General features: G+C 48.6%; 7 protein-coding genes. 5 read left to right on the forward strand and 2 right to left on the reverse strand.

Annotated features, from left to right (window positions below; all coding sequences use genetic code 11):
* Positions 1-24: 24 nt before the first annotated feature.
* On the reverse strand, positions 25-927 hold the full coding sequence (locus tag EKO24_RS08035) for a MerR family transcriptional regulator (protein ID WP_127030249.1): 903 nt from the start codon (positions 925-927) through the stop codon (positions 25-27).
* A gap of 93 nt (positions 928-1,020) precedes the next feature.
* On the opposite strand from EKO24_RS08035, the gene EKO24_RS08040 reads away from it, so the two are divergent.
* The 4 genes from EKO24_RS08040 (at position 1,021) to EKO24_RS08055 (ending at position 5,275) form a co-directional block, all read left to right on the forward strand.
* Positions 1,021-2,181: a sigma-70 family RNA polymerase sigma factor gene (locus tag EKO24_RS08040; RefSeq protein ID WP_127030248.1), complete on the forward strand. Its 1,161-nt coding sequence runs from the start codon at positions 1,021-1,023 to the stop codon at positions 2,179-2,181.
* A 145-nt stretch (positions 2,182-2,326) separates the two neighbouring features.
* The gene (locus EKO24_RS08045) at positions 2,327-2,800 is read left to right on the forward strand and encodes an SPFH domain-containing protein (RefSeq protein WP_241674435.1); all 474 of its coding nucleotides are present in this window, start codon (positions 2,327-2,329) and stop codon (positions 2,798-2,800) included.
* Positions 2,801-2,840: 40 nt separating this feature from the next.
* A complete protein-coding gene (gene ftsH / locus EKO24_RS08050; protein WP_127030247.1) occupies positions 2,841-4,733 on the forward strand; it encodes an ATP-dependent zinc metalloprotease FtsH in 1,893 nt (630 codons plus the stop codon).
* Between the two features lie 110 nt (positions 4,734-4,843).
* Positions 4,844-5,275 carry a hypothetical protein gene (locus EKO24_RS08055; RefSeq protein WP_127030246.1) on the forward strand — a complete coding sequence of 144 codons (432 nt, stop codon included), beginning with the start codon at positions 4,844-4,846 and terminating at the stop codon, positions 5,273-5,275.
* Positions 5,276-5,293: 18 nt separating this feature from the next.
* Here EKO24_RS08055 and EKO24_RS22355 read toward each other — a convergent pair whose 3' ends face one another.
* Positions 5,294-5,443, reverse strand: a complete 150-nt coding sequence (locus EKO24_RS22355; protein WP_154671586.1) for a hypothetical protein — start codon at positions 5,441-5,443, stop codon at positions 5,294-5,296.
* Between the two features lie 140 nt (positions 5,444-5,583).
* Between EKO24_RS22355 and EKO24_RS08060 the strand changes: the two genes are divergently transcribed.
* Positions 5,584-6,288, forward strand: coding sequence for a response regulator (locus EKO24_RS08060; protein ID WP_127030245.1), 705 nt, complete (start codon positions 5,584-5,586; stop codon positions 6,286-6,288).
* Positions 6,289-6,448 lie beyond the last annotated feature (160 nt).

The raw sequence follows: 6,448 nt of genomic DNA on the forward strand, positions 1-6,448 counted from the left end.
TCGATTGCTGGCCGCCGCGTGCGGTCAAGTCTTATCCAACAGCATCCACTGCTGGGCTTTGTTGTAAAAATGTTCGATGTCTGTGATCAGTTCGCAATTGGGCGAAGCGGAATGCTGGTGCCAATAGTGGGCGCCGTCGCCGCCTATCCAGATTGTCGCGGCAGCTGTTTCTTTTGCGGAGGTAATGATTTTTAACTGTTCAATGGTTTCCGGTTCCGGCGGCGTTTTCACCAAACCGATGACGATGATGTCGGGCTGTAAATGATGAGCGGCTTCGACAATATCCTTACCCGGTAAGTTCGCGCCCAGGAAAAAACAGCGGTAGTGTAGAACGGCTGCCAATAGGCAGCCCAGCAGGATGCCGCATTCATGGGATTCTTCGCTCGGGGTGGCGAACAGCATGGCTGGACTGCCGGCCGATGTATTTTGCAGGTTGTTGACCATGCTAAGCACAATGCGATTAACGCAGCAGGTAAACATGTGTTCTTGGGCGATACTCAATTTTTCTTCATGCCAAAGCTCACCGACTTTTTTCAGCGCGGGCAACAAAATGTCACGGGCGTATTCCAACGGTTCGCTGGCCACCAGCGCGCGCTTCAAGAGCTGTTCACAACGATCGATACGATAATCCATGAGCGTTTCAATAATCCGATCCAGCAACGGATGCGCCAAATCTTGATGAGAGGATCGTGTTTGTTGTTGCAGGTTGCGCAACTCATCGCAGTTCAATCCGGCGATTTTGCTGATGGTGTGACCGCTACGCGTCAATTCGGCAAGCAACGTCAATTTTTCCAGTTCCTGCTGCGAATACAGGCGCCGCCCGTTATCGCTACGCGCCGGGCTGATGCCGGCGTAGCGGCGTTCCCAAGCCCGCAGGGTTTCGGCAGTTAATCCGGTCGAGAGAGTAATAGCTTTAATGGAGTACATTGTTTATGTTTTGCATAGAATAAATATTGACAGATATTGTACAGTTGGAGTAATTTTATTGCCAAGCAAAAAACCTTTAACGGATCTCACGCCATGACAGAAGTCGCACTCAACGTTGTTTCTTCAGCCGTTTCGACAACCGAAGCGGAACCGCTGGAACTTGCTATGGATATGGAACAGGCTAGGCGGGATCTACTATTGATACTGCTGGCGGAAGATGACGCGGCGACATTATTACTCAAGCAGTGCCTGTCTCAGTTAAACAATGGACCGGATATTTCCGAAATCGTCAGCGACAAAACTGTCAATGCGATTATTGTACAAGCTGCTAACTTTGTACAGCCTAATCTTGGTCAAACCGTCCAGTATTTGCTGGACAATCCTGCTGACAGATCGTCGCTGCGCAATCTGCATTTCTTGCCCAGTTTTTTAATCGAAGTAGCGCATTTGTTCATATCCATGACCAGGCATCGGCGCGCTTTTAGTGAATATCGGCTGGAGCTTGGTCAAGCAGCGCAAACTTTACAACGGCTTAGACAGCAAATGATCGCTACTAATGTCCGTCTTGTCGCGTTTGTTGCTCACAAACACAAAACCACGACGCTGAGCTTCGACGATTTATTGCAGGAAGGCGTGATTGGATTGATCAAGGCAATAGACCGGTTCGATCCTTATCGCGGTTACCGGTTTTCGACTTATGCGGTGCCTTGGATCAAACAAGCAATCTCGCGGCTGATCGTTAAACAGGAAAAAATCGTGCGCCTGCCGGTATCTTTGGCCGAAAAAGCAAGCGGCGTGTTTGAAGCGATGCGTAGCGCCTATATGCAAACCGAGCGTTGGCCCAGCGTCGAACAATTGAAAACGCTCTGCGACTTAAGTGAAGACGAAATCAAGATTATCAGGAGTTACTATCAAGCGACACATTCATTAGATGAAGAAAGCGATGAAGGTTTGGAGTTGATGTCGCGAATGAAGCAACAGCAATTTGCGTTGCCGTTGGACGAATTGATCGGTCGTAATTTGGGGCAATATCTCGACCAGGTCGTCGGTACATTGCCGGAAAAAGAAGCGACGATTCTTAATATGCGTTTCGGTCTGAAAAACCATACGGAAATGACCTTGCAGGCCATTGCCGAGCAACTACAGGTAAGCCGGGAGAGAGTCAGGCAAATACAAAATGAAGCATTAAAAAAACTAAAGAACCAGTTTGGTTTCGAACTGATGCTGTTCCTTGAACACAACGACAGCTATTAAAACCGGATCGCGCCACAGCAACACCAGGAGTGATTATGTCATCTGCAAAAGCCGCCACCGAACAGCCGGGCAGGAGGTTTGGGTTTGAAAAATATAAGGGCTACAAAACCGCCGGTAGCGCCTTTCGTTCCGGCCGAAATAAGCCATGAGCCAAATACCAATCTTGTTGCCCGCCGGTTTTAGCTTGTTAATCCTGCTGGTTTATACGTCGATTTTTTATGTCGAGGAACATAAAAAAGCCATTTTGTTTCGTCTCGGTAAAAAGGGCATCTTTTCAGGCTTTAAGCCGGGACCCTTTGTTAACGCCCCCATCATCAATAATGTCAGTATATTTGATGCGCGTGTGCTGACCTTGGGCGTAAAGTCCAAGCATTCTCTTACCTCTGAAAAGAAGGATGCGATTGTCGACTCGTTTGCCGCCTGGCAAGCCGGTGATGAGGGTTTTTTTACACTACGGTCGGCGGCGATGCCCGTTCCGCCGATATTTATGCGAAAAGTTTCGCTAACAATGCCGGGCTTTACGTTTTTTACGGAAGTTTGCAGGCTCATCACGCAGTGTTTGAAAAACTCAGGATACCTTGGCGTTAAAGCCGGATTCCGATTTTTTTCAAATACTTGAGCAATGAAAACTGGCTGTTAGGCAGGAGAAATTAAAGACTATGAGAGTATATATTGTTCGTTTAGTGGTGCTGGTGGTGATCAGTGCCGTGCTGTACAGCATATTCAACTTCAATGCACAGATGTATCAAGAAAACTACGCGGTGCCATACTCGGATTTTATCGGCAGTGTGCGCAACCGCAACATTGCGGAAGTGGTAATCACCGGCACCGATATCAATGGCCGCCGTACCAATGGCGAGAACTTTGTCACTTACAATCCCAATGATTATCGCCTGATTGACGAATTGCTGGAATACGGCGTCAAAATCAAAGTCGAAAAGCCGGAAATGAATTCGATTTTTATGCAGATATTCGTTTCCTGGGCGCCTATGCTATTACTGATCGGTTTGGCGGCTTATTTTATGAATAAGCAAACCGGCGGCGGAGGGCAGCTGGGCTTCGGTAAAAGCCGCGCCAAGCTGATGGCCGAAGACCAGATCAAGGTGCGTTTTAGCGATGTCGCCGGCGTCGAAGAAGCCAAGGAAGATGTCGTCGAGATGGTGGATTTTCTTAAAGATCCCGGCAAATACGAAATCCTGGGCGGCAGGATACCGCGCGGCGTGCTGATGGTCGGCCCTCCGGGTACCGGCAAAACGCTGCTGGCAAGGGCCATTGCCGGTGAAGCCGGGGTGCCGTTCTTCTCGATTTCCGGTTCCGACTTTGTCGAAATGTTCGTCGGCGTCGGCGCATCCAGAGTGCGCGATATGTTCGAGCAAGCCAAAAAGCGCGCGCCGTGCATTATCTTTATCGACGAAATCGATGCGGTCGGCCGGCATCGCGGCAATGGCAGCCCCGGCGGCGGTAACGACGAGCGCGAGCAAACCCTGAACCAGTTGCTGGTCGAAATGGACGGCTTTAGCGGCAACGAAGGCATTATCGTCATCGCCGCGACCAACCGCGCCGACGTGCTCGACAAAGCCTTATTGAGACCGGGCCGCTTCGACCGCCAAGTCCAGGTCGGCTTGCCGGACATCAAGGGCCGCGAGCAAATCCTGAAAGTTCATGCCGACAAAGTGCCGCTGGCCGATGACGTCAATATTGGCGATCTGGCGCGAGGCACGCCGGGTTTTTCCGGCGCCGAGCTGGCTAACCTGATTAACGAAGGCGCGTTGTTCGCCGCGCGCAGCAATCAGAGCGTGGTCACGATGAACGACCTCGACAAGGCGCGCGACAAAATGATCATGGGTGCGGAAAAACGCACGATGGTGATGAGCAAGGAAGATTTGTTGATGACGGCTTATCACGAAGCCGGCCATGCGATTGTCGGCCGAATCGTGCCGGACCATGACCCGGTTTATAAAGTCAGCATCATGCCGCGCGGCGGCGCATTGGGCATTACCATGTTCTTGCCGGAACGCGACCAATACAGTGCCAGCAAGGACAAGCTGGAAAGCCAAATCTCAAGTCTTTTTGGCGGCAGGGTTGCGGAAGCGTTGATTTATGGTAAAAGTAAAGTCACGACCGGTGCGTCGAACGATATTCAACGGGCAACGCAACTGGCGCGCAGCATGGTGACCAAATGGGGGTTGTCGGACCGTCTCGGTCCGATGGATTACGGCGATAACGAGGGCGGTTATATGGGACCGCAAGCCAAGCCGATGTCCGAGAAAATGGCGCAAGTCATCGACGAGGAAATCCGCGACGTTATCGATACCAACTATCGGCGCGCCGAGCAAATCCTGAAAGACAACATCGAGATTTTGCACAATATGGCGCATGCCTTGCTGGCTTGGGAAACGCTGGATAAGCATCAGATCGATACGTTGATGAAAGGCCGGACGATTGATCCACCTGAGCCGGATTTGGATTTCGATGAATCCTTGATCAGTGAAATTGCGCTGAATGGCGGCGCTAGTAAGAAAACGAAAGATTCGAAGCTTGCAGCTTCTTAATTCAACTCCGAATTAAGCCGGAGCTTCGACGCCCCGGCTAACTTGTCCTCCTCTATATGCCCTTTACGATCCGTACTTGGTGAAGGGCATCTTTTTGCCCGGAGATAATCATGATCGCTAAATTTTTAAATCAAAAAACACTGCAATTGCTAAGCATGCTGTCGGCAATCAATTTTAACGTTGCTGTTATCCTGTTGCTGGTTGTCAGTCTGATTTCCGCTGCCGGTAGTTCGCTGATTTTTGATAATAACAGTGAGCTTTACGGTCCGTTGGCCGGCAATTTGCGTTTGATGCTGGTTTATTTAACGCTCAGTCAATTTTCTGCGTATTGTTATTGCAGCTATAGCGAAAACTATCGCCTATTGGTGCCGGCCGGCTTGTTTTGGTTGCTGCTTATGGGCTCGATCGAGTTTTACGGGATGGTTAACCAGATACCGATAGACGAAGACTATGGCCGGCTTTTTCTCTATTTGGGCTTGTCTAACCTGAGCTATGGCGGGTTTATGATTATAAACGGCGATCACTGCCGGAATATGGATTGAAGCGGAACATGAATCTATTTAGATGACAACAAAAGCCGCCGTTGCTGATTGAGTTAATTTTGCTACTTTGTTTTTATAGTAAATTTGCCGGATTAGCTCAATATCAGCGATTGAGCCATATTCTTGAAAGATTCGAGTGAAAATAGCGGAATAATCGTTTTTTTTCATAAATATGTCTTGTCAGGCTTTTTTGTAGTAATTTACTTACATGTTTTTAATGCTTCTATATTAAAACTACCTTAAAATGTGGAAAACCTCGCATTATTTTGTTGCTTTTCGTTTCGGGAACGCAGGCTAAAGGTAAATTTATGGAGTTTCAACCTGCACTGATCAATATCCTGGTCGCGGATCGGCATGAGCTTATCCGTATAGGATTGCGAGCGTTATCTAAAGATTATGAATCTTTACGCATTATTGCCGAAGCGTCTCGTTTTGATGAGACACTCCAGCTTGCATTGCAATATAAGCCCACTATTATTTTATTGGATTCGTTATTGGATGACGGCGATTGTCTTGAACAAATTCCTAGACTCTTAGCGCACTGTCCCCAAGCCAGAATATTGCTTTTTACCAGCGATAGCCAAGAAGAAACCCATTTACACGCACTACGTTTAGGTGTGGCCGGCATTGTTCCCAAACATCAAAGTGCCGAATTGCTGCTCAAAGCCATTCACGCCGTCAGCACCGGACAGCTCTGGTTTGACCGCAATCTCACTCAACTCGTTTTACAAAAACAAACCAATCAAATCCCAAAGCCGGCATCCGTGGCCTACACTCTAAATTCCCGTGAACGCCGCATCGCCTGCATGTCTTCAAAAGGCTTAACCGCCAAAAAAATCGCCACCGTTCTTTCGCTTAGCGAAAAAACGGTACGTAATCAACTCACTTTAATCTACGAAAAATTGAGTGTGGCTGGTCAAGTCGCGCTCTGCCTGCAATTTAGCCAACTGGATTTTTGCGATTCCCCCGATTTTTCCTGTTTTCGGGACAAATGTCCCGATAAACAGGGATAAATACCACCTTGAGATCGGGAGTATTGACTCTGTTTTAAGCTCTAGCTCATCGCTATAGTAACCCCAAGCTCTAAGTGCGTGTTTTAAAAGTTTGATACCTTCCCCGAGGACAGCCTGGTCAGCATCAAATTAATCATGGCGATATGAACGAATGCTTTGC

This window comes from Candidatus Methylobacter oryzae (genome assembly GCF_003994235.2).
In the GTDB taxonomy this organism is placed as follows: Bacteria; Pseudomonadota; Gammaproteobacteria; order Methylococcales; family Methylomonadaceae; genus Methylobacter_A; species Methylobacter_A oryzae.